Source organism: Sphingomonas sp. DMC8 (genome assembly GCF_056314185.1).
In genome coordinates this window covers 1-22230 of record NZ_JBQUYV010000002.1, presented here as the reverse complement: position 1 = coordinate 22230, position 22230 = coordinate 1, and the positions used below count along the sequence as shown (strand labels likewise).

Genomic DNA, 22230 nt, shown 5'->3' with positions numbered 1-22230 from the left:
CTATATTTCTGGATGACACGCAGATTACGAAACAGCCCCATCCAAATAGAAAATTTTACTTGTTGTCGCCGCGCCGGGTCGTCGCAAAATGCAGCGTTACCGCGAACCCCTCTTCTGTCGCTATCGCCAATCGGCCGCCGTGCAATTCCGCCACGGCTTGCACCAGGCTTAGCCCCAGCCCGTTGCCGGGGGTGGTGCGGCTTGCACTCCCCCGGAAGAAGCGCCGGGTGAGTTGCGCCCTTTCCTCCGGAGTGACGCCGGGGCCATTGTCGGAAACCGTGACGGCGATGCCGCTGTCATCGGCGCGCAGGCGGAGCGCAACATGCGTGCCGACGGGTGTATGGAGGATCGCGTTGTCGAGCAGATTGGCCAGCGCCTGTGCCACCAGCTCGCGATGGCCAAACAGCGTGGCGCCGGGCGTCACATCCACAGCGAAGCTGCGCCCGCTGTCGACGATTGCTGCCTCGAACGTCTCCGCAACCTCGCACGCCAGCGCGGAGAGATCGAAGGGAACAAAGTCGCTGGCCAGGCCGCCGCCTTCCACTTCGCTGATCCGCAGGATCGCCGCGAAGAGCCGCAGCAATTCGTCGCCCAGCGCGATCGCGCGCTCGGCGGCGCCTTCGACCCGGCCGACCTGATCGAGCTGGTTGCGCAGGCGAAGCAGCGGCGTCCGCAGGTCATGCGCGACATCGCTCGAAACCTGGCGCAGGTTGGTCATCAGCCCGCCGATCCGGTCGAGCATCGCGTTGAGCGCCAACGCCACATCGTCAAACTCGTCGCCGCGCCCGGCCACCGGCACGCGCGGGCCGAGGTCGCCGGCCATGATCGCGCGGGCGGTATCATGGATCGGCGCGAGCCGGTTGCGCAGGTAGCGGCCGAGCAGCAGCGCCCCACCCAGCCCCAGCGCGACAATGCCCGCAAAAGCGAAGCCGAACAGCGTCAATATCGTCGCGTCGATCGTTTCGATGGTTTCCGAATCCACTGCCACCACCAGCCGGCTGCCGTCACCGAACGCCACTGTCTGCGCGCGGGCAGTGTCCGGTCCCTCCACCGGATCGCGGAACGTTATGAGGCCAAAGCCCGGCGGCGGTGGCGCAGTGTCGAGCGAACCGGCGATACGGCGGCCGCCCGCATCGAACAGCGCATAGGCAAAGGCGCGCGGCCCCCGTGCGGCTTCACGCGCGGCGATCTCGTCGCGCAAATGGCCGCCGCGCCCTTCATTGACCAGGGTAGCAACTTCCTCGACGATTGCCTGATCGCGCGTACGACGGAACTCCGCATCGGCAGCGAAATAGACCGCGATGCCCAGCACCAGCATCGCCGCAGCAAAGGCAGCCGAATAGATGAAGGCGATACGATAGGCCGCGCTCGGCCGGCGCTCAGCCATCCGCCCGCATCCGGTAGCCAAGGCCGCGCACCGTTTCGATCGGGTCGCTGGCGAAACCGTGGTTCAGTTTGGCGCGCAGCCGGCTGAGATTGCTTTCAACGATGTTCGTGGTGGGGTCAAAAGTGAACCCCCATACCTGTTCGAGCAGCATCGTGCGCGTCACGATCCGCCCCGCATTGCGCATCAACTGCTCAAGCAGCGCGAACTCGCGAGGCTGGAGCGCAATCGCCCGCCCGCCCCGCAAGACCTCACGCCGCAGCAGGTCGAGCGTGACTTCGCCTACCTCCAGCCGCATGCTCGCCTCTGCCGGCGTCGCGCGGCGGGCAAGCGCGTGCAGCCGTGCGACCAACTCGGCGATGGCGAAGGGCTTGACCAGGTAATCGTCGGCCCCAGCTTCCAACCCCTCGACCCGGTCGGCAATGCCCCCCAGCGCCGTCAGCAGCAGCACCGGCGTGCGCACATGCACCGCGCGCAGCCGCTGCAGCACCGCCACGCCGTCCAGCCCCGGCAGCATGCGATCGAGCAAGATCAGGTCGAAGGCGCTTTCGAGGCCCGTAGCCAGCGCGGCATCGCCGGTTGCCGCACGAACCACATCATGCCCCAGCCCGCACAACTCGGTGGCGAGAAAGGCCGCAGTCTCGGCGTCGTCTTCGGCGATCAACAGGCGCATGCGGCGCTCTTGTTGCGCCGCGCCCGCGCGCTCCGCCAGCCCCCGACGCACGCCACGAACATTATATTTTCCCAATGTCGCCCCGGGCGCTGGTTAGGGCGCCCCAATCATTGCAGATACGACGCATCCCTTGCCCGGAGATGCCATCATGTTGCGGTTCGCTTCAGCGCTTGCCCTGCTCGCCTTTGCCGCGCCTTCGACACCCGCCTATCACCTCACTGCGCCGATCGCGGGGCCGGATGGCGGCTGGGACTATGCCCGTGTCGATCCGGCCAGCGCGACGCTGTATGTCGCCCGCACCGACGCCGTCACCGCAGTCGATCTGCGCACCGGCACTGTCCGCTCGATCGGCGCCGTCGCGCGCGGCCATGCCGTGCTGCCGCTGCCCGGCGGCCGGCTGCTGGTGACGAGCGGCAAGGACGACAGCGTCCGTATCCTCGATACGGCCAGCGGCACGGAGCGCGCCCGGATCGCCGTCGGCAAGAAGCCGGACGCCGCCATTCTCAACGCCGATGCCAGCCGCGCCTATGTGATGAACGCCGTCGGCGGCAGCATTTCGGTGATCGACATTACGACAGCCAAAGTCGTGCAGACGATCGCAGTGCGGCCGGGGTTGGAATATGCGGCGCTCGCCGACGGGAAACTCTACGTCAACAACGAGGATGCCAGCGCCATCGAGGTCATCGACCTTGCCAGCGGCAAGGCGCTGGCGCCGATCGCCCTGCCCGGTTGCGAGGGGCCGACCGGCCTTGGCTATGATGCGCAGCACGACCGGCTGATCAGCGCCTGCGCCAATGGCAAGGCTGCGATCGTCGCGGTCGCCGCCCGGCGACTGACCGCGCTGGTGCCGATCGGCCATGGGCCGGATGCCGTTATCGTCGACGATGCGCGCGGCATCGCCTTCATCCCTTGCGGCGAAGACGGGGTGCTCGATCTGCTGTCGCTGGGCTCCGCCGAAGCCGTGACGGTTGCCGGCCGGGTCAAGACCGAAGTCGGCGCCCGCACCGGTGCGGTCGATCCGGCAAGCGGAATCGTATATCTGCCCAGCGCGCGCTTTGCCGGTCCGGCGCCGGCCACGGGCCGGCCGGTGCCGCTGCCCGGCTCGTTCCACATCCTGGTTGTCCAGCCTTCGTGACGGCGATCCGCCCCGCCCTGATCCTGCCTGCGCTCGCGCTGCTGGCCGGTTGCGCACGCTATACGCCCGCCCCGATCGCGCTGGAACAGCGGGTGCAGGCACGCGCCGAGGCGCAGTTCGACTCCGCTGCCATCGCCGCAATTGCGCAGCGCATCGCCCCGGACGCGGCGGCTCCGGCCGGCCTTGACCGGCTCGCACTGTTCGCGGCGCTGCTGACGCGCGATCCCAAGGTGGCGCAGGCCCGCGCTGCCATTGCCTCTGCGCAGGCCGAAGCACGTGCGAGCCGCCACGCTGCAAGCCCCGGCTTCACGCTCAGTACCGAATATGCCAACGATCGCAGCGCCAGCTCGCCCTGGCTGCTGGGCGGCGCGTTGACGTTGCCCATCGACCGCGGGCAACGTCGACAGGCACGCCTCGACCGCGCCGATCTCGCGGTGCTCATCGCGCGCGACGACTATGCCGAGACGCTGTGGAGCGAACGCATGGCGATGCGCCGCGCGCTGATCGACAGTGCGATTGCCGCCCGACAGGTCGCGCTGGGCGATGCGATCGGCACGCTGCGCGCGCGCCAGATTGCCGCGATCGAGCGCCAGATCGCAGCCGGCGCAGTGCCGGGGGCAACGCTATCGCCCTACAAGGCACTGCAGGCGCAGGAGCGCCGCGCGACCGAAGATGCTCGCGCGCGCATACTCGCCGCGCGCACGACGATTGCCGGCCTCCTCGCCATCCCGGTCGCTGCGCTGGGCGATACCGCGTTTGTCTGGCCCGACTTCGATGCGCCCGCCGCCGAGCCCGCCGCAGCCGTTACGCCGGCGATGCGACAACAGGCCGTAACCAGCCGGGCCGACGTGCTGCGTGCGCTCGCCGCCTATGACCAGACCGAAGCGGATGTGCGGCTGCAGATCGCCCGCCAATATCCAGACATCAGCATTGGCCCCGGCTATACCTGGGAGCGCGGGCTGGTGAAGCTGCCGCTCGCGTTGAACCTCACCCTCCCCAGCTTTGACGGGAATCGCGCCGCGATCCGCACCGCGCTCGCCAAGCGCGACGAGGCGGGGGCGGCGATCGAGACGGTGCTGGCGAATGCGGCTGCGGAAATCGACGCGGCGCTGGTCGAACGACGCGCGGCAATGGCGGCGCTCAATCGCCTGCAGACGAGCGAATTGCCGGCCTTGGACAGCGCTGCGGCCCAGGCCGAGGCACGGCTTGCCCGGGGGCAGATCGGCCGCGCGGAATGGGCCGATGCCCGGATTGCGGCACTGACAACGCGGCTCGCGGCGCTCGACCTGCTGGCTCGCGTGCAGGCAGCCGATGCCGCGCTCGAAAACGCGATGCGGCGCCCGCTGGAGGGGCCGGAGACGAAGATCAGGCCCGAGCGGCTGGAGGAAGTGCGATGAAAGGCTGGACGGCCGCAATCTGGGCTGCGGGAGGCGCCGCGATCGGCGCGATGCTGATGGCCATGGCAACACCGCTATTGCACGACGCCGACGATGACGCGCGGAAGCCGGCAGCTGAAGCCTCCGCGCCCGCAAGCGGCAGCAAGCCGCTCGACGCGGCCGCCCAACACGCGGCAGGGATCGTCGTCGGGCCGGTAAGCGCCGCCACGCAACACGGCGCCGGCGGCACGGGCTATGCCCGCGCGCTCGACCTGAGCCCCCTCGCCGCGCTGGCAGCCGATGCCGAGACTGCGCGGGCAGCGGTGGCGGCCTCCGCGCGGCAAGTCACGCGGCTCGCGGCGCTGGCCGGGCAGGACCAAAGCGCAGCGCCCCGCGATGTCGAGGCTGCCCGCGCCCAATTGGCTGCCGACCGCGCGCGGCTGACGCTGGCCTGCCGGCGTATCGGGCTCGATTTCGGCGCCGGACTCACGCGGATCGGCTGCGAGGGGATTTCGGCGCTGGTACATGCCGCCGCTGCCGGACAGGCGGCGCTGGTACGCATCGACGCGCCCGCGGGCGCGCTGCCCGCCAGCGGTAGCGTGATGCTGGGCAACGGCGGCGACGCTGTGGCGGCGCAGATTCTCGGCCCGGCGGCCACGGCCGATGCGCAGTTGCAGTCGGCGGGGATGCTCGCGCTGGTGCGCGGCCCGGCCGCGGCACGACTGGGCGTAGGCCGGGTGGTGCCGGTCATGCTTGCCGGTACAGGCGGGGCGAGCGGCATACTGGTCCCCCGCACGGCGTTGATGCGTGCGGACGGCGGCCAGTTCGTCTATCGCGCCGAGGCTGACGGGCGCTTCACCCGGGTCGCGCTCACCGGCGGCACGCCCAGCGCCGGCGGCTGGTTCTTCCCGGCCGGCGCACTGCACCCCGGCGACCGCATCGTTCTGTCCGGCGCAACCACGCTCCTCGGGCTGGAGCGCGCGCCGGTACCGGCGGACGAGGACTAAGCGATGCTCCACTGGATCGTCCGCCAGTCGCTGCGGTTTCCGTGGCTGGTCCTGTTCCTGTCCGGCTTGCTGCTCGTGTTGGGCGTGCAGACGGTCCGCCATGCCGCCTATGACGTGTTCCCCGAATTCGTGCCGCCCCAGGCGGTGGTGCAGACCGAGGCCCCAGGCTATGTCGCCGAGCAGGTCGAGGCGCTGGTAACGCGCCCGATCGAGGCGATCGTCGGCGGCACCAACGGCGTCGAGACGGTGCGGTCGGAAACGATCCAGGGCCTCTCGGTGCTCACCCTGACCTTCAAGGCGGGCGTCGATCCGTTCCGCGCCCGCCAGCAGGTGGCCGAAGCGCTGGCCAATGCCGCCGGCCAGTTGCCCGCCGGCGTGGGCGCGCCGGTGATCACCCCGCTCACTTCCTCGACAATGGATCTGGTCAAGATCGGCTTCGTCAGCGACCGACTGAGCCCGATGGACCTGCGCGACCGCGTCCAGTGGACGGTGCGGCCGCGCCTGCTCGCCGCGCAGGGCGTGGCACGCGCCAACATCTTCGGCGGCGAGCAGCGCCGGATCGAAATCCGCGTGCGCCCCGCCGATCTAGTCGCCCGCCACGTCACCGTCGGCGACGTCGCCAACGCCGCCCGCCACGCGCTGACGATCAATGGCGGCGGCTTCGCGGATACGCCCAACCAGCGCATCCTGATCGAACCCGACAGCCGCAACCTGTCCGCCACCGCCATCGCGCATACGGTGCTGACGGCCGCCAGCGCCGGCGGTGCGCTGCGTATCGGCGATGTGGCCGATGTCGTGGAGGCCCCCGCCCCTGCATTTGGCGACTCGCTCATCATGGGGCGCCCGGGCGTGCTGATGACGCTCTCCAGCCAATATGGCGCCAACACGCTCGACACGACCCGCAATGTGGAGGCGGCGCTGGCAGAGCTGCTGCCCGCGCTGAAAGCGGAAGGCATTGCCGTCTATCCGGCGATGCATCGCCCTGCCAATTTCATCGAAACGGCGCTGGCCGGCATCGCCCGCGACCTGTGGATCGGCGCGGCGATGATCGCCGTGGTACTGCTGCTTTTCCTGCGCGACTGGCGGGTGGCGGCGATCACCTTTCTGTCGATCCCGCTGTCGCTGCTCGCCGCGCTGACCATCCTCGATGCGACTGGCCAGACGATCAACACCATGACGCTGGGCGGCCTCGCCGTCGCGCTGGGCGTGGTGATCGACGACGCCATTGTGGACATCGAGAATATCGTCCGCCGCCTGCGCGAGGCGCCTGCCGATACCGATCGCCGCGCGCTGATCGCCGATGCCTCGGTCGAGGTGCGCGGGCCAGTGGTCTACGCCACTTTCGTGCTGGCACTGACGATCCTGCCGATCCTGTTTCTCACCGGCCTGCAAGGCGCATTCTTTTCCCCCCTCGCCCTCGCCTTCCTGCTCGCGACGCTCGCCTCGCTGGTGGTGGCGATGACGGTCACGCCCGCGCTGGCGCTGCTGCTGCTCGGCCGCGGCGCGCCCCATGCCGAACCGCGCCTGCTCGCACGCTTCAAGGACTGGCATGGCCGCCTCACTGCCCGGCTGCTACGCTTTCCTGCCCGCATCGCCCTGGTGACGACGGTGCTCGGCCTGGCGGCGCTGCTCGGCGCACTGCGATTCGGCGGCGAGCTGCTGCCCTCATTCCGCGAACGCCATTATGTCGTGCAGGTCACTGGCCCGGTCGGCGCCTCAATCGACTGGATGCGCCGCAGAGGCACCACCCTGTCGCGGCAATTGCTGGCGCTGCCCGAAGTGCTGAGCGTCGAGGAACAGATCGGTCGCGCCGAAGCGGGAGAGGATACCTGGAGCCCCAATCGCGGTGAATTTCATGTCCGGCTGAAACCCGTCAGCGGTGCCGGCGAAGACACGGCGCTGGCAAAGATCCGCGCCATCCTGGAGCACACGCCGGCAGTGCAGAGCGAAGTCACGACCTTCCTCGGCGACCGGATCGGTGAATCGCTGTCGGGCGAAACGGCAGCCGTGTCGGTAAGCGTGATGGGCGGCGATCTCGATACGCTGGACAAGGTGGCCGATCAGGTCGCCGCCCAGCTCCGCGCAACGCCGGGCGCCGCCGATGTGCAGGTAAAGGCCCAGCCCGGCACGCCGATCCTGCACGTCGCGCTCGATGCCGAGGCGATGGCGCTGCACGGCGTCGACCCCGCCGATGCGGGTGAGGCGATCGACACGCTGTTCGAAGGCGTGCCTGCCGGCCAGCTCACCCTCGCCGATCGCACCGTGCCTGCAGCGGTGGTGGTCCCGCCGGCGCTGCGTGCCGATCCCGAAGCGGTCGGCGCCATGCTGGTGCGCGGCGCTGCCGGCCAGGCCGTTCCCCTCGCCAGCATCGCGACAATCGGGCTGGAGGAAGGCCGCGCCCTGATCGCGCATGAAGGCGGCCAGCGTCGCCAGGTGGTGACAGCGAATGTCCGGACGGCGGACGTGTCCGGCTTCGTCGCGGCGGCGCGCGCGCGGATCGCCGCCAATCTGCCGCTGCCGCCGGGCGTCTACCTCTCCTGGGGCGGCGCGGCCGAGGCGCAGAAGGCAGCCGAGGCGCAGCTTGCAGGCCATGTCGCGCTGGCGGCGCTGGCAATCCTTGCGCTGCTGATCCTCGCATTTCGGGGCGTGCGGCCGGCGCTGCTGATCGTCGCAGGCATGCCGATGGCGCTGGCGGGCGGCGTTGCGGCGGTGGCGCTGGGCGGCGGTGTGCTGTCACTCGGCGCGCTGGTCGGCTTCGTCACGCTGTTCGGCATTTCGGCGCGCAACGCCATCCTGCTGGTGGCGCATGCCGACCACCTGGTCGAGCAGGAAGGTGCACCCTGGAATGCCGAAACCTTGCTCCGCGCCGTGCGCGAGCGGGTGACGCCGATCCTGATGACCGCGCTGATCACCGCCTTCGGCCTCGCCCCGCTCGCGCTGGAAAGCGGCCAGGCCGGCCGCGAGGTGCAAGGCCCGATGGCAGTGGTGATCCTTGGCGGCCTCGCTAGTTCACTGGTGCTGACGCTGCTGCTGCTGCCCGCGCTGGTCTGGCGCTGGCGGCGGTAGCAGCCGCGCACGATCCCGAACGAGGACCGCACTGATCGGAAAGTGATCCGACGGGTAGCGATCACCCTGATGCGTAGTGAGAACCTCTGCAACAGCAGGCCGGAAACCCTTGACCATGATATAGTCGATCATCGCCTGAGGCTTACCCGTGAAATCGTGGAACGTGCCGACTGGTCCCGCGCGCGATGCCGCATTTTGCCAGACATCAGTCAGGACGCCAGCAAGCCGCTTATGGGCTTCGCTATCGGGCGTCGCGTTCATGTCCGCCGTCAATATGATCGGCAGGTTGCCTGCGAGCTTTGGCAGGCGCTTGGCGATCAGTTCGGCAGAATGGCGCCGTGCCTGTTCGTCTTCGTCGTCGCGGTTGGCGAAATGCGTATCAACCATCAGGAAGCGTAGCCGAGCCTTGCCGCGGGTTTCGAAAACGCCCCAGTTGACCATCCGGGGCAGTGTCGCGCCCCAGCCCATGCTGCCGATGGTGGCCGGCGTCTCGGACAACCAAAAGTCGCCTTTGCGGATCAGGCGCAGACGATCGGTCCGGTAGAAAATCCCCATATGTTCGTTGGCATGGCCACCGAAGCGATCCCGGCCGAACCAGCGATAGCGGGGCAGTGCCCGGACGATATCGTCGCCTTGCGACTGGAAAAGCTCCTGTGTTCCGATCAGGTCGGGATTCGCCTTCCGGACGGTTTGCACGAAGACGTCTCGCCGGTTGGCCCAAATATTCGCGCCATCGTCGGGGTTGGGATAGCGGACGTTGAACGTCATCACCCGTAGCGTCTGGGCCTGAGCAGACTGCGGTGCCAGGAGCGAGATCAAGCCGAACGTAAGTGCCGTCAAACACGCGATGCGCATATCAAAACCTTTGATACTGGTGAGATGCCTGTGTCGCCGGATCGTAACCGAGGCTGGATACGGGTCGGCCGTGACACGTTTCGTCTCCATTCCCGACCGCACGGACCGCCTGTTCTTCCGGCTGGCGGGGATGGAATTGTGGGAGCGCTTTTCCCTGCACGGGATGAAGGCGCTGTTGACCCTCTATTTGATCCAGGACGTCCTGGCACCGAACAAGGCGATGCCCTGGGGAGTGGCGGCGCTGCGACACGGGGTGGAGAGCGTGTGGGGGCCGATGACGCCGCTGGCCTTTGCGTCGCAGATCTTTGGCCTTTACGCGGCATTGGCCTATCTCGCCCTGCCAATCGGCGGGCTGATCGGCGATCGCGTGATCGGTCGACGCGACGCCGCGCTTGCCGGCGCGATCGCGATCGCTTCGGGACACGCATGCCTGACCGTCCCGGCGCTGCTGCTGCCAGCCTTGGTGCTGCTGGTCGCCGGGACGGGCTTGCTCAAGGCGAACCTCGCCGCCCTTGTCTCTGACTTGTTTCCGCCAACAGATCCTCGCCGGGGCACCGTCTTCGCGCGCTATCTGGCCTGCCTCAATGCTGGGTCCGTTGGTCTGCGGCTGGCTGGCGCAGCAGTTCGGCTGGGCCTATGGTTTTGCCGGGGCGGGCGTGGCGATGCTGGCCGGCCTCGCAATGTTCGTGGGAATGCCGGCGATCACGCCAGTCGCACGCCTTCAAGCCATACGCGACACCGACCGCTTTCCGGCAGGGTCGATCGGCCCGGCGGTCGGCGCGATCCTTGTCACGGTGCTTAGCTTCAGCGCCTATGAACAGGTGTGGAACTTGTTTCTGGTTTGGGTCGAACGCGCGATCCGACTCGATATCGGTGGATTCGCCATCCCGCCCGCCTGGTTTTTGACGGCGGACGGACTTCTCACCATTATCATGGTGATCGCCACGATCCGGATCGATTGGCTGGCGCGATTGCAGCATGGTGATCGTCTGTTGCTGGGGAGTGCCGTGATCGTCCTCGGCTATGCCTTGTTGTCGTTTTTCAGCATGATCGGGCTGCATTCCGTCATCGCGCCGCTCATCGTCCTTGCGTTTCTCGATTTCGGCATCGCCCTGCTTTGGCCCGCCGCCCTGGCGATCGTCACCAGCGTGACACCCCGCCGCATGGCAGGGGTGACCGTAGGAATCTTTTACCTGCACGGCTTTTTCGCCAACCTGGTGGTTGGCGTTCTGGGAGCTCTGTATGAACGCATGCCGACGCCGCTCTTCTGGTTGTGTCATGCCGGCATGGCGAGCCTAGCGGCCGTCATCGCGATGCCGACGCGCCGGTGCTTGAGCCGTTTCTGCGACCGGCGGACATAAGCCGCCCCCGCGCCATCCCGCGACCAGCGCCGATGCCAACGAACGTCGAACGGATTCCACGCATTTAGGATTGCCCCACAATCAGAGCGTGGCGCATCCGATCGCGTTGCGGCCGACCCGTGCACAGCCCGCGCCCGGGCGCCGATGGCGCGCAAGCGGCGCTCGGCCACGCTCCGTCGATCGAGGCGAGTCTGCATGTGTTCGCAGTAGCGTTCCGATAGGCTGTGGGCAACCGATATTGCCGGATTCCCCGACAAAAATGATGGTATTTAGACCGAAATGAAAATTTTCGGTCAAAATCCCCTCATTAAAATTCGATTTATCACATAAAATTCACAACAGGATCCTATCGGCCCGGCAGCAAGGTTCAGGCAACAACACTAAATTTAAGGGGTCTTATGAACGCCATCGAATGGGCGTGCGCTGCCGCGCGCGCGTATGCTCCCAAGCCGCGTCTTTTGAACGGCACAGCGTGTTCGGCCATCGTAGTCGGCGCACTGCTTCTGCCGCCAGTCGCCTATGCGAACGACGATACTGCGCCGCAGGCCCAAACCGCTGCGCAAGCAGTGACGGTCGAACAATCCGATGTCGCCAAGACCCGCCAAGGCGAAGACATCATCATCACGGGCCGGGCCTCGAAGAAGGCTGAGATTGAATCGACCGGCACGACTAGCGTTATGTCGAGCGCCGACCTGCAGCGTCAGCCGACAGTCAGCGTCGTCGACGCACTTGCGCGCCTGCCCGGGATTTCCGTCGCGCCGACCGATTTCTTTGGATCTCCGTCTTCGGGCAATCACGGTGGACTGGATGGCGCGGCACGGGGTGGCGAGAGCTTTGTTTATCTCCGCGGTCTCAGCGGCTCCTATAACGTCAACCTCGTCAACGGTGCGAACGCGGCGCAGGGCATGCCCTATTCGCGCCAGATCCAGCTCGACTTGCTGCCGCCGGTAGGGCTTTCAGCCGTCGTCGTCAGCAAGACCTCGACCGCGGACATGGATGGCGATGCAATCGGCGGAACCATCGATTTTCGCCCCCCCTCCGCCTATGACTTCGACAAGAAAACGCACGTCGGCCTCTATCTGCGCGGCGGGCTTAGCCAGTATGCGATGGATTACGGCACGCCAGCGGGCAATGTAATGGCACAGGCCGAAATCTCGCATAAGTTCGGCGACAATGATCAGTTCGGTGTCTATGCCACCGGCTATTACGGCAAGCGCAACTTTGCCTCGACGATGGTCGATTTCCAGGCGGGTCAGTGGGAGTTCGCGGTCTCTCAGGGCGAGCAAGGGAGCAATCCTCCTGGCTTTGCCAAGAAGGACAACCTCCTGCTGACTAGTACCAATGCGCAGTTCACCGAAGGCAATCAGGTGAGTTATGGTGGTGCTCTGGGACTGGATGCACACATGGGGGCGACCAAGCTGTACGCGCGGGGTACCTTCGCCGTCTCGAACATCCAGCAGAACGTCTACCAGAAGAGCATCCAGGCGGACGGTTATTCCGCAGCGGTTGTCCGCCCGGACGGTCTGTACCAGAACGCGGAAAGCGACGGCGAATATCACGCCTGGTTTGAGACGGCCCCCGCCGAATCGGCCCTGGACTCGGCCGTTTTCGGCGGCACCACGGATGCGGGACGGCTCACGCTTGGCTACAGTGCGTTCTGGAGCTGGGGCAAGAGCGCGGCGCCGGATCACGCCGAAATCACGTACCAGACCTTTGCGGGTAACCAGCTGAACGGCCCGTTCGCCGTTAGCTATCGCAATGGTTATCCGCTGCCACTGATGAGCGCGGCACAGCTCAGCCGCTTCAATAATAACGCGCTTTATGGCGTCCAGCAGGATAGCGGCGAATTCACCAACTCGCGCAGCACGGCATCCAAGGTTGGCGGACGTTTCGACGCCACGTACAAGATCGGCTCGTGGATCGACTCGATAACCGCTGGTGTTAAATTCGTTCGCAGCGCGCGCAACAGCTACTCGCGCGACTATAGCAACCTCAACTTCTTGCCGGCTGGCCAGTCCTGGTCGAGCAGCCCCTTCTCGCGGAACGAAGTCGCTTCGATCGACCAGCAATATTACCCCTATACGTTCCTGCGTGGCGACGGCGCAAAGCTGACCGATGCAGCGCGCACCGCCGCCAACGCGGTCACGCTCTCTCCGAACGATTACAACAAGAACACGCTATCGGGGCATGAGAACGTGTTCTCCAGCTATGTGCTGGCGAAGCTCGAATTCAGCGGTCTTGAATTGCAGCCCGGGCTGCGCTTCGAACATACCGCCATCGACGATGTGTTCTGGAACTCGGTCAGCGGAAGCGGCACCACCAGCCCCGCTTTGTCCCAGGGGTTCCAGTCGAGCAAAAGCGAATACGACATCCTGCTCCCCAGCCTCCATGCGAACTATCGCCCCGATCGCGAAAGCGTGGTGCGTGCCGCGATCTGGCGCAGCTACACCCGCCCAGCCTTCTTCCAGCTGGCCGGCGGCAGCCAGACGTCCATCAACTCGGACGGCTCGATCAGCGTGACGGAAGGCAACCCCGACCTGAAGGCGGTCAAGTCGTGGAACTTTGACGCCAGCATCGAACATCAGCATCGCGGGTTCAGCGCCTCCGTCGCCGGGTTCTATAAGGCGCTGAGCGACTATCTGTACGATCGCGGCACAAGCTTCCGCGCGCAGCAGATCGCACAGAACGGCGTCGCTTCCATCTCCAAGCCGGTGAACGGTGGCACGGCCGGGATGTACGGCGTCGAACTGGCCGCGCGGTATCAGCTCGTCGATTTGCCCGGCTGGGAATCTGGCTTCGGCATTTCGGGGAACCTCACGCTTCAGCACAGTTGGGCGCATCTCAACGACAGCTCGACCGACGTGACCCAACAGATGCAGGGTACACCGAACCGGCTCGCCAACGCCGCGCTGTTTTATGAGAAGGGGCGCCTGTATGCAAACCTATCGTATCGCTACAATGGGCCTTTAATCGCCGCCTACCGCTTTGGCGCATATGGCGGCAAGCAATTGAACGATACCCAGCGCGCAACTAGCAGTGTCGATGCGACCCTCGGCTACACGCTGCCGCACGACATTCGGGTGGTGCTCGCCGCGACCAACCTGCTCGACAATGTGAGCTATTACCGGACCGTCGGTCCCGACAGTTATCAGGTACCCCAGATCGTGCGTTGGGGCCGGACCTACAGCATCACCTTGACGACGAACTTCTGATTTCCCTCAAGGGCGAATCCCAGGCGCCCATTTTCCGGCCCGTCGATCTTTTGGATCGGCGGGCCGGTTTGTCTGGGTTGTGGACTAGAATTCTCTTTGGCCCCTGGCCCAGATCCACGCCATCGCGACCTCGGGACGCTTGACCATCGGCTCTTTCCGGCTAGCCCATTTCCCGCATCAGGATGCTATCGAACAAACAAGAGAGGCTGGATGCTGAAGAGATCCAAACGACAGCGCGAGATCGTATCCCGACTGCGCTCGGGCCTGAGCGTCTCGGTTACCGAATTGGCGGGCGAACTCGATGTTTCGGACGAGACGATCCGTCGAGAGTTACGTGCGTTGGAAGAGAGCGGTATCCTCGTTCGCGAACATGGTGGAGCCAGATTGGCCAATCCGACGCTCGAGGGCCCGTTGAACCAACGGATGAGCATGAATACCGAGGCCAAGATGCGGATCGCCCGGGCCGCAGCCGAACTGGTCGACGACGGCGCCATCCTTTTCATCGATTCCGGCACGACCTCCTGCTTCATCGCCAAGCAATTGGTCGAGCGCCGCGCGTTGACGGTTATCACCAATTCGTTCCAGGTCGCGACCGACCTTGGCGGGATCAATGATAACACGCTGTTTCTGGCCGGTGGGCAAATGGACTATGCGTACCACGCCTTTTCGGATCATGTCGCGCAGGCCTATGTACGGCAGTTTACCCCACATTTGGCGATCCTGTCGGTTGGCGGAATCTGCCTCGAACATGGTTTGACCGATTTTCATCCGGGCGAAGCGGCAATGAGCCGAATCGCGTATGAGACGTCGAGACGTGTTGTGCTCGGCGCGGACGCATCGAAGTTCGGCCAACATGGCATACACCGAACCGCGCCGTTTAGCGGCGTCGATGTGCTTGTCACCGACCTACCCTTATCGGAAGACTACGCAAAGGCATTTGCACATGCCGAAGTGATCGTCGCCTGACCACCGCGCGTTGCTCTGAAACGTGGCAAACTGAACTGCGGTTCAGATCGCAAGCCCCCCACACCCAGACCGCATCCTCCGTATCAAGGCTGTCCTTGCCCTGACCGGCCTCACTCGCTCCACCCTCTACCGGAAGATGGAAGCCGGCCCCCTCCCAAGAACATCCGGATCAGCACTCGAGGCTCCCAACGATCTTTCACACCGCCCCCCAGCGTCGACTTATTCGGATAGCACAAACCCGTCTGCTGTTCGGCTACAGGTGGGACGAAGCTGCCATTCGGGCACTCGGCCGCGGATGACAGCTTCCAGCGGAAGTGGGCGTTCATCCGATCCCCGATGTACACCCACCCCGCAAACGATGGTGCCTTGCGAAAGCCGACCCGCCGCGCGAACCGATTTCGTGCCGTGCCTTAGAAGCGAAACATCGCGCCGATATAATAGGCGCGGCCGTTTTCCAGTTCCTCGCTCAACAAGCCAAAGCCGGGCCCCGTGACCCGCATCGGGCGATTGTCGGAGAGGTTCTTGCCCTGGGCCACAACGGTGATGGCTCGCGACAGTCGGACGCGAACCTGCGCATCGAAGACATCGCTGGCCTTGTACCTAACGTCCTGGGTCGGGTCGGTGGTCGACACGGTCAGCAGGAGTGGTGCCAGGTGGTTCCACGCGCCCTGCACCGTGACCGGCCCGATTGTGTAGAAGGCGCGAACGTTTCCGACGACGTTCGCGCTTTCGACCAGGCTCGACAATTGACGGCGTGTGCCATTCGTCATCATCACCGACGGCGGAGTCGGGTTCAGCAGGGTGACGTTGGCGGCAATGCCCAGTCCGTCCAACGGACGCGGCAGGAACGAGAAGCGGGTGACCACCGCGTTCAGTTCGACGCCTCGGATCTCCGTGCCGCTGGCGTTGATCGGCTGGGTGGTGGTGACCTGCGTCATGACTCCGTTATACGGTTGGAGCGCGGTGTTGCTGACCGTCAGGATTTCGTTCCGAACGTTCTTGATGAAGCCTGCCACCGAGAACAGCACGTCCCGATTGGCATAATATTCAAGGCTTACGTCATAATTTTCGCTACGCCGTGGCTGCAACTGCGCATTGCCGCTCGTGATCGTGACAAAATTGGTCCCGGAATTGATGGCGATGGCCTGCCGTCCCGCCAGATCGCTGTAATTCGGTCGCGCGAGGGTCCGGCTGAACGCAGCGCGGGCGCGGAGCTTGCTCGTCACATTCCAATCGAGTTCCGCCGACGGCAGCCAATCGTGATAGTGCTGCCTCTGCTGCCCATAGGCTGGCGTCGTCGTTTTGCCGATCGTGGTGAAATTGTAGGACCCAGTCGTCAGATCGGTGCCCTCGTACCGGATGCCGGCGATAAGTTGGAGGCTGTCGAGCGCATAGCGGCCCATCGCATAAGCCGCCTTGATGTCTTCGGTCAGCGTATAATCGGATTGCAGGCTGGCCTGTGCGTTGGTGGCATTCGCAACGAACTTGGCGGGGTTGGCATTGAAGAACGCCGTGACCGCGGCGGGATCGAAGAACATCACGGTCTGGCCGCCGCTGTTATAGGGCGTATAGCTCTGCGGCGTGGCGAAGGTCGACAACCGCGCAGCCCCGGCGATCGGGGCATAATCGCTGACGGTGCGATCGTACCGACGATCTACGAAGCGGGCGTACAGTCCCGTTGCAACGCCAAAACCGCGACCTTCTCCGTCCATGTTTATCCGCAGGTTCGCCCGGCCGGTCAGCGCCTTTTCCTTCTGGTCATCGGGCGTGATCTGATAATCATAGAAATTGTAGTTTGCGGGATTGAACACATCCCCTGGATTGACGAAGTTGAACTGGGGAAAATGCCCGGGCGTGACCGTATAGGCATAAGCGAGGTTGGCACCGGCCGGAATGCGGAATACCGCAGTCGTCGCGTCCTGATGATAAGTAGCGATCGCGTAGTTCACGCCCAGATCGGCCCGGATATGTTCGCCCGGGCTCAGTTCGCCGTGAAAGTCGGCATATTTGATGCCGCGCTTCTGGAAGTAACGGGAATCGTCATCCTGTGCATAGTTTCCGCTGGTGACCGTGCCGCCGGCGGGGGTGAAGCCGGTGATATTGGTGTATTTGTTGGTCGCGGCGGTTACCGCGGTGTTGGGGGTCACACTATTGGCCTGCCGATCCTCGTCATTGGTGTGATAGAAATCGGCAAAGGTCAGCGCGCCTTTGAACATCACATGATCGTCAAACTCCAACTTGGCGAGGCCGCCGTAGCGCTGACGCAAATTGTCATAGTGCAGCCAGCGACGGACTGAAGGCACGACAGCGGCGTTGCTGACATCGGTCGTCGCCGAGCTCAATTTCTGGCCGGTGGTCGGATCAACGTAGAGCGGCGTCGTGCTGGCAGAATCGAGTGAGGCACTGACGCGCCGGAAATAGCTGCCCGCGACGACCACGCCGAACTTGTGGTCGGGACCGAAGGTGGTCGCGCCGACCAGCTCGGCCTGGCCCGATGGGGTGTTGCCGCCGCGCACACGCTGGAAATCCCAGCGACCAAGATCCGCACGACCGCCCAGATAGGGCTTGCCGCCATTGTCGAACGCGCTGCGCGTGCGGAGATTGGCGATACCACCGATCGCATTTCCGTTCATCGTCGCATCCATCGATTTGTAGACGTCAACCCGTGCGGCCAGCGACGACGGGATGACATCCAACGAAACGTTGCGGCGGGAGATTTCGTTGGCCGGCAGCGGCACGCCGTCGATCTCGACGAGGTTATAATCGGCATTGAGGCCGCGGATCGAAAGGAATTGCGCCTCGCCGCGACCGTTATTTTGAACGGTGGAGATGCCCGGAACGCGGGTCAAAGCCTCGCCCAGACCGAAGTCCGGCAGCGTGCCGACCTCGTCCGAGCTGATGCTGTCGGAGATGACCGAGATCTCGCGCTTGGCGGCAATGTCCTTTTTCGCCTGCAGCCGCGCGCCGGTCACGACGATGTCGCCATCCTTTTCGGAACCGGCGAGCAGCGACGCTTCGGGGTTGGCCGTCTGGGTGGGCGCGGCGACACTCTGCGCAAAGGCGCTGCACGGCAGCGACGCCGACAGAAGCAACAGCAAACGAAAACTGGATCGAAACGACATGGAGAATCCCCCTTTTGGATGACATGATCACGTCATTTAATCACTATAGGTGACATAAACGTGACGATGCATCGCAGGGATGCGTCGACGGCTTTACGGGAAGAAAGCGTCCATGTTCTTTATAGGGTTGGCGGCCATCGCCGCATCGGCAACGACACCGGATCACCTATATGCCTGCGGCGACGATCAAGTCCGCGAACTGCGGATCGAGAGCGATCGAGCGACCGAATCGTGGCATTGGACGGCGCGTGAGGCGACCGATCTGCCCGGCGAGTACAGGGCGACGCTGCTGGCGCATATCGATGACTGCAAGCCGGTGGACGATGGTCGCAAGCTCCTCGTCACCGCCTCGACCGGCGCAACGGTGCTGATCGATCGAGCGACCGGCAGGGTGCTATTCCGCGCGAAGACGCCGATGGCGCATTCGGCGGCGCTGCTGCCGGGCGGGCTGGTCGCGGTCGCGCTGTCGATTGATCCGGTGGGGAACCGGCTCGAACTCTATAACGTCCACCGCAACGAGATGCCGCTGCAGAGCGTGCCGCTGCCGTCCGGGCATGGCGCGGTCTGGGATGCCAAGCGTGCGCGACTGTTTACGTTGTCGCACGATCTGGTCCAGGCGTTCCGGCTTACCCCGACCGCCCAAGGTTCCCGTCTCGTCGAGACCGCGCGCTGGCCGCTGCCGGGTCGGCGCGACGGGCATGACCTGTCGCTGGCGCCGAGTGGCGACTATACCGTCACCACTGATGACGGCGCTTGGTCCTTCAACCCCGATGACAGCAGCTTCAAGGCCATCGCCCCGCTCAATCCCAAACTGCGCGTCAAGGCCGTGAGCGCGATGGGCGACCGCATCGCCTGGGTGCAGGCCGAGGAGAGCTGGTGGGCGCACGGCTTCACCGTTATGACCGCGCAAGGCGCCGACCCGCGCCGCATCCCGATTGAAGGGCTCCACCTCTACAAGGTCCGATGGATCCGATGACGCTGTCCCCGCGCGCCGTGCATAGCGCCTATTACGCGGCCCATACCGGCAAGAGCCTGTTATGGACGGCGAGCGACCTCGTCGCGATCTATGCGCTGGTCAGCCTGCTCGGGGTCGATCCAGCGCTCGCGGGTTGGCTGTTCCTGGGTGGGCTTGCGGCGAACGCGCTGGCGGACCTGTGCGTCGGCGCGTGGTTGGACCGCCATCCGCGGCAAACGCGACGGGTCGCCGGCATCGGCCTCACCGGGGCAGCGCTGATATTCCCGATGACGATTCTCGCCGCGACATCTGGCAGTGCCGTGCTGATCGCAGCGACGCTCGCCTTCCGCCTTTGCTATGCAGCCTATGACGTGCCGCACAACGCGATGCTGACCCGGCTGGCGGCAACTGCGGCCGGCACGGCAACACGCCTGTCGCGCGGGCGCACGATTGGCACCGGCATCGCTGCAGGTGCGGTCGGGCTCGCTTTGTCGCGGTGGCGCGACGCCGCGTCGCTGCCGGTGATGCTTTGGCTGCTTGCCGGGACTGCGCTGATCCTCGGAGCCGCCTTGCTGCCGCTGATGCCTCGCGCCACGGCTTTGCGGGCAGTGGCAGCGGTACCGATCGGTCCAGGGCTACCGCGCGGGTTTCTGGTCGGTAGCCTGATCGGCATCGTCGCGCTCGGTGCGCTGACCAAGGCGATGCTGCAATTACCGACCACGATCGCCCATCCCGACGCCGGGACGACCGTCCTGCTGCTGACAGGCGGCCGAATGCTCGCCGCGCTGGTCCCGTTGGGCGTCCGGGATGCCCGTCGCGGCCTGATCTTGCTGGCGTCGCTGTACCTGATCGCTATCCCCGTCGTGGCCGTACTGCTACGGCTGGAGGGATGGCCGTTGATCATGGTCACCGGCATGCTGCTTGGCTGCACCAATTTGGTCGACTGGGCGCTGCTGCCACTGCTCGCCCGCGGCGCGCGCAGCTATGGCTTCTACACCATGGCTGCCAAGCTAGCGCTTGGCGGGGCCGGGCTGGCAATGACTGCTGCGCTCGACGACCATGCGACATTTGCGCCCGATGCCTTTACGAGCTTCGTTGCTACGCTGCTGATCGCCTGCGCGGTTGCCGCTTGGTGCGTTTGGCCGCCACGGCGTATCGCGCCTATCAATCCGAGGGACGTCCACGCATGAGTCATGGCTTCGCGGGCCAGTTCGCGCCCGCATTTCTACGTGAAGACGGGCGCCGCACCGCGACCGAAAACGAACGCGTCGTGATGGCGCTCCTCCATCGCACCGGCACAGCCTCGCGCGCCGACCTCGCCCGCGCGACTGGCCTGACCGCGCAATCGATCACCCGTCTCGTCGACCCGCTGATCGACCGCGGCCTGCTGGTCGAGGGCGCCCCCCAGATCGCCGGCCGCGGCAAACCGAGCGCCAAACTCAGCCTCCTCGCCGATGCCGCCTTCTCGGTGGGTGTGTCGGTGATGACCGACGCGGTGTCGCTGGTGCTGATGGACCTGACCGGCGCGATCCGGGCGCGCGCCGACGCACCCCTTCTTAGCACTGACTTCGCGCGGGCGGCGGCGCAAATCGCTTCGCTGATCGACGCGACCGTGACCAAGGCTGCGCTCGATCCGGCCCGACGGATCGGCATCGGCGTCGGCGTGACCGGCTATTTCATCGGCGATGGCGCGCGGCTGAACCCGCCCGCCCAGCTCGACCCATGGGCGCTCATACCGATCGACACGATGCTGGCCGAACGGATCGGTGGCCCGGTCTGGGTCGACAATGACGGTAACGTCGCGGCGGTCGGTGAAGCGATGCTGGGCGCGGGTCGCACCACACGAGACTTCGCCTATCTGTATTTCGCCGCCGGGTTCGGCGGCGGAGTCATCGCGGGCGGCGCGCAGCTGCGTGGCAGCCACGGCAATGCAGGCGAGTTCGCCTCGGTCCTGCCCGAGGGCTGGCCACAGCCCAATCTCGAGAATCTACGCCTCTATCTCGCGGCCAACGGGCAGCCCTATGACGACCTCCATGCGATGCTGGCCGCATTCGATCCTGCCGATCCGCTGATCGACGGCTGGCTGGATGTCTGCACGCCGTCGTTCAACCTGGTCGCCTCGGTCATCTCGGCTGCCCTCGACCCCGACCTGATCGTGCTCGGTGGTCGTTTGCCGCCCATACTCGCCGAGCGGATCATAGCACGCGTCCGGTTCACCAACCCCGAGCGGCGCGGCCATCATCGCCCCGCGCCTCGTATCGCGCCATCGGCGATTGGTCCTGATGCCGCGGCAATCGGTGCCGCCATGCTGCCGTTGCGTACGGCATTCTTTGCCTGACGGTATCCAGTGAAAGCAAACGGTAGCAAAGCGATAGATCTGGCTGACATGCTGCTTAATCCGCCGGCTGACGTCGAGCGCGCCGCGCGCTTCCACGGTCCGCACCATGGCCAGCACGTCCGCACTGGTGATAGACCGAAGCGGCCGATCGCCAAGCACCGGAAAGGCATCGCGTTCGAGCCGCGTCATCAGCCGCTGGGCATGGCCTCCGTCGAGATTGCCCTCGCGGTTCTCATGCCACGCACGCGCCGCCTGTTCGAAGGTCTTGCCGGCTGGCGACTTGTTGTTGGCGCCGGGGTCCCTGCCCTGCCCCAGCGCCACCCTCGCCTCGGCGCGGCGCAGCCGCGCCTCTGCAAGGCTTAGGTCGGGATAGCGCCCGAAGGAGAGCCGCTTCTCCTTGCCGTCGAACCGATACTTCATACGCCAGAGCTTCGAGCCATTGGGCCGGACGAGGAGGTACAGGCCCTCACCGTCGGCGAGCTTGTAGTCCTTCTGCCGCTTGGTCGCGTAGCGGACTTCGAGTTCCTTGAGCGCCATCTGGGGGTACTCCGCTGGGGTTGCGGCGATTACCCCGGAAAATACCCCCAAAAGCAAATCGACGTCCTGGCGTTCGGTGGCGTCCAAAGAGGCGCGTTGAGACGATGCGACTCGGGAATAACCCACGGAAAACAGGGACAAAAAACCGCCTAAGGATATCCTGAAGCGGTTTGGTGTGTGTGTTGGATTGGTTGCGGGGGCAGGATTTGAACCTGCGGCCTTCAGGTTATGAGCCTGACGAGC

The 22230-nt window shown here is 65.3% G+C and carries 13 protein-coding genes and 3 pseudogenes; 11 read left to right on the top strand and 5 right to left on the bottom strand.

Annotation, left to right across the window (positions count from 1 at the left end):
* Positions 1 to 55: 55 nt before the first annotated feature.
* Both ACT53K_RS04190 and ACT53K_RS04185 read right to left on the bottom strand, forming a co-directional pair.
* Complete coding sequence (locus ACT53K_RS04190) at positions 56 to 1387, bottom strand: sensor histidine kinase (RefSeq protein WP_476227300.1); 1332 nt, start codon at positions 1385 to 1387, stop codon at positions 56 to 58.
* Positions 1380 to 2057 (bottom strand): response regulator transcription factor, encoded by a 678-nt coding sequence (locus ACT53K_RS04185; RefSeq protein WP_476227299.1) that lies wholly within the window; start codon positions 2055 to 2057, stop codon positions 1380 to 1382. Before ACT53K_RS04185 ends, ACT53K_RS04190 begins: the two co-directional genes overlap by 8 nt.
* A 148-nt stretch (positions 2058 to 2205) precedes the next feature.
* Between ACT53K_RS04185 and ACT53K_RS04180 the strand changes: the two genes are divergently transcribed.
* Genes ACT53K_RS04180 through ACT53K_RS04165 form a run of 4 tightly spaced genes read left to right on the top strand, consistent with a single transcriptional unit; the run spans position 2206 to position 8641 of the window.
* Positions 2206 to 3192 carry a YncE family protein gene (locus tag ACT53K_RS04180; protein ID WP_476227298.1) on the top strand — a complete coding sequence of 329 codons (987 nt, stop codon included), beginning with the start codon at positions 2206 to 2208 and terminating at the stop codon, positions 3190 to 3192.
* Positions 3189 to 4589, top strand: a complete 1401-nt coding sequence (locus ACT53K_RS04175; protein ID WP_476227297.1) for a TolC family protein — start codon at positions 3189 to 3191, stop codon at positions 4587 to 4589. Before ACT53K_RS04180 ends, ACT53K_RS04175 begins: the two co-directional genes overlap by 4 nt.
* Positions 4586 to 5575 carry a hypothetical protein gene (locus tag ACT53K_RS04170; RefSeq protein ID WP_476227296.1) on the top strand — a complete coding sequence of 330 codons (990 nt, stop codon included), beginning with the start codon at positions 4586 to 4588 and terminating at the stop codon, positions 5573 to 5575. Before ACT53K_RS04175 ends, ACT53K_RS04170 begins: the two co-directional genes overlap by 4 nt.
* Before the next feature lie 3 nt (positions 5576 to 5578).
* Entirely contained in the window at positions 5579 to 8641 is a 3063-nt protein-coding gene (locus ACT53K_RS04165) for an efflux RND transporter permease subunit (RefSeq protein ID WP_476227295.1), read from the top strand.
* On the opposite strand, the gene ACT53K_RS04160 is transcribed toward ACT53K_RS04165, so the two are convergent.
* Positions 8585 to 9496, bottom strand: coding sequence for an endonuclease/exonuclease/phosphatase family protein (locus ACT53K_RS04160; protein WP_476227294.1), 912 nt, complete (start codon positions 9494 to 9496; stop codon positions 8585 to 8587). The genes ACT53K_RS04165 and ACT53K_RS04160 overlap by 57 nt on opposite strands.
* Here ACT53K_RS04160 and ACT53K_RS04155 point away from each other — a divergent pair.
* The 4 genes and pseudogenes from ACT53K_RS04155 to ACT53K_RS04140 form a co-directional block, all read left to right on the top strand.
* Positions 9489 to 10857, top strand: a pseudogene (locus ACT53K_RS04155) (MFS transporter). The gene ACT53K_RS04160 and the pseudogene ACT53K_RS04155 sit on opposite strands and share 8 nt — an antisense overlap.
* A gap of 398 nt (positions 10858 to 11255) precedes the next feature.
* Complete coding sequence (locus ACT53K_RS04150) at positions 11256 to 14069, top strand: TonB-dependent receptor (RefSeq protein ID WP_476227293.1); 2814 nt, start codon at positions 11256 to 11258, stop codon at positions 14067 to 14069.
* Positions 14070 to 14279: 210 nt separating this feature from the next.
* On the top strand, positions 14280 to 15035 hold the full coding sequence (locus ACT53K_RS04145; RefSeq protein WP_476227292.1) for a DeoR/GlpR family DNA-binding transcription regulator: 756 nt from the start codon (positions 14280 to 14282) through the stop codon (positions 15033 to 15035).
* Positions 15036 to 15081: 46 nt separating this feature from the next.
* A pseudogene (locus ACT53K_RS04140) lies at positions 15082 to 15195 on the top strand (AlpA family phage regulatory protein); the annotation flags it as partial.
* Between the two features lie 250 nt (positions 15196 to 15445).
* On the opposite strand, the gene ACT53K_RS04135 reads toward ACT53K_RS04140, so the two are convergent.
* Positions 15446 to 18157, bottom strand: a complete 2712-nt coding sequence (locus ACT53K_RS04135; RefSeq protein WP_476227291.1) for a TonB-dependent receptor — start codon at positions 18155 to 18157, stop codon at positions 15446 to 15448.
* Positions 18158 to 18269: 112 nt separating this feature from the next.
* On the opposite strand from ACT53K_RS04135, the gene ACT53K_RS04130 reads away from it, so the two are divergent.
* From ACT53K_RS04130 to ACT53K_RS04120, 3 genes are read left to right on the top strand one after another with little or no spacing between them, the layout of a single operon-like run.
* Complete coding sequence (locus ACT53K_RS04130) at positions 18270 to 19133, top strand: DUF6528 family protein (RefSeq protein WP_476227290.1); 864 nt, start codon at positions 18270 to 18272, stop codon at positions 19131 to 19133.
* On the top strand, positions 19130 to 20302 hold the full coding sequence (locus ACT53K_RS04125; RefSeq protein ID WP_476227289.1) for an MFS transporter: 1173 nt from the start codon (positions 19130 to 19132) through the stop codon (positions 20300 to 20302). The genes ACT53K_RS04130 and ACT53K_RS04125 overlap by 4 nt, the downstream gene beginning before the upstream one ends.
* Positions 20299 to 21450 carry an ROK family protein gene (locus ACT53K_RS04120; RefSeq protein WP_476227288.1) on the top strand — a complete coding sequence of 384 codons (1152 nt, stop codon included), beginning with the start codon at positions 20299 to 20301 and terminating at the stop codon, positions 21448 to 21450. Before ACT53K_RS04125 ends, ACT53K_RS04120 begins: the two co-directional genes overlap by 4 nt.
* 78 nt (positions 21451 to 21528) lie before the next feature.
* Here ACT53K_RS04120 and ACT53K_RS04115 read toward each other — a convergent pair.
* Positions 21529 to 21987: pseudogene (locus tag ACT53K_RS04115) on the bottom strand (tyrosine-type recombinase/integrase); the annotation flags it as partial.
* Positions 21988 to 22230: the final 243 nt, after the last annotated feature.

Bases quoted from the DNA above. Each gene is read 5' to 3' on its own strand.
- ACT53K_RS04130 (WP_476227290.1), top strand. From the start codon at position 18,270: ATGTTCTTTATAGGGTTGGCGGCCATCGCCGCATCGGCAACGACACCG.
- ACT53K_RS04165 (WP_476227295.1), top strand. From the start codon at position 5,579: ATGCTCCACTGGATCGTCCGCCAGTCGCTGCGGTTTCCGTGGCTGGTC.
- ACT53K_RS04125 (WP_476227289.1), top strand. From the start codon at position 19,130: ATGACGCTGTCCCCGCGCGCCGTGCATAGCGCCTATTACGCGGCCCAT.
- ACT53K_RS04160 (WP_476227294.1), bottom strand. From the start codon at position 9,496: ATGCGCATCGCGTGTTTGACGGCACTTACGTTCGGCTTGATCTCGCTC.
- ACT53K_RS04150 (WP_476227293.1), top strand. From the start codon at position 11,256: ATGAACGCCATCGAATGGGCGTGCGCTGCCGCGCGCGCGTATGCTCCC.
- ACT53K_RS04185 (WP_476227299.1), bottom strand. From the start codon at position 2,057: ATGCGCCTGTTGATCGCCGAAGACGACGCCGAGACTGCGGCCTTTCTC.
- ACT53K_RS04180 (WP_476227298.1), top strand. From the start codon at position 2,206: ATGTTGCGGTTCGCTTCAGCGCTTGCCCTGCTCGCCTTTGCCGCGCCT.
- ACT53K_RS04135 (WP_476227291.1), bottom strand. From the start codon at position 18,157: ATGTCGTTTCGATCCAGTTTTCGTTTGCTGTTGCTTCTGTCGGCGTCG.
- ACT53K_RS04190 (WP_476227300.1), bottom strand. From the start codon at position 1,387: ATGGCTGAGCGCCGGCCGAGCGCGGCCTATCGTATCGCCTTCATCTAT.
- ACT53K_RS04170 (WP_476227296.1), top strand. From the start codon at position 4,586: ATGAAAGGCTGGACGGCCGCAATCTGGGCTGCGGGAGGCGCCGCGATC.
- ACT53K_RS04145 (WP_476227292.1), top strand. From the start codon at position 14,280: ATGCTGAAGAGATCCAAACGACAGCGCGAGATCGTATCCCGACTGCGC.
- ACT53K_RS04120 (WP_476227288.1), top strand. From the start codon at position 20,299: ATGAGTCATGGCTTCGCGGGCCAGTTCGCGCCCGCATTTCTACGTGAA.